Source organism: Caballeronia sp. LZ003 (genome assembly GCF_031451465.1).
Classification (GTDB): Bacteria; Pseudomonadota; Gammaproteobacteria; order Burkholderiales; family Burkholderiaceae; genus Caballeronia.
Genome location: NZ_JARUXJ010000198.1, coordinates 1 through 421 on the forward strand (window position 1 = coordinate 1; position 421 = coordinate 421).

Sequence of the window (421 nt, forward strand, 5' to 3'; positions counted from 1 at the left end):
GGCGATTCACGCGCTTTGCGAACGACCCGATTTCGCGGGTGACGCGGAGTGCTTCCTTGGCGTGTACTGGTATCGCGCCAACATCAAAGTGATCGCGCACCAGCTTCAGTGCTCGCGCGGCACGGTCTATAACCGCGCTCGTGCGTTTGCGAAGCGCGCTCAGTCCCATGGCGTCATGATCCGCCGGATACATGAGCACTCCACGACGGTGGACGGCAACGAGATCTTCGCAACTAGTGAATAGCACTATTCGGACGCCCTCCATTTTTATCGCTGGGGATGCGCTGAAACCGAGTTGGTACACCAGCAACAGTGCTGCCGCACGGCGTTGGTACACAGGTTGGTACACAACGCCAGCGCCGATTGACAATATGCCCTATGCGGTGGGGCGTCGAGGCGTGTTCACTTGTTTATGCATCGG

At 58.4% G+C, this 421-nt stretch carries 1 pseudogene; it reads left to right on the forward strand.

What is annotated here, in order from left to right:
* Positions 1-244 (forward strand): annotated as a pseudogene (locus tag QCE79_RS34435) (hypothetical protein); the annotation flags it as partial.
* Positions 245-421: the final 177 nt, after the last annotated feature.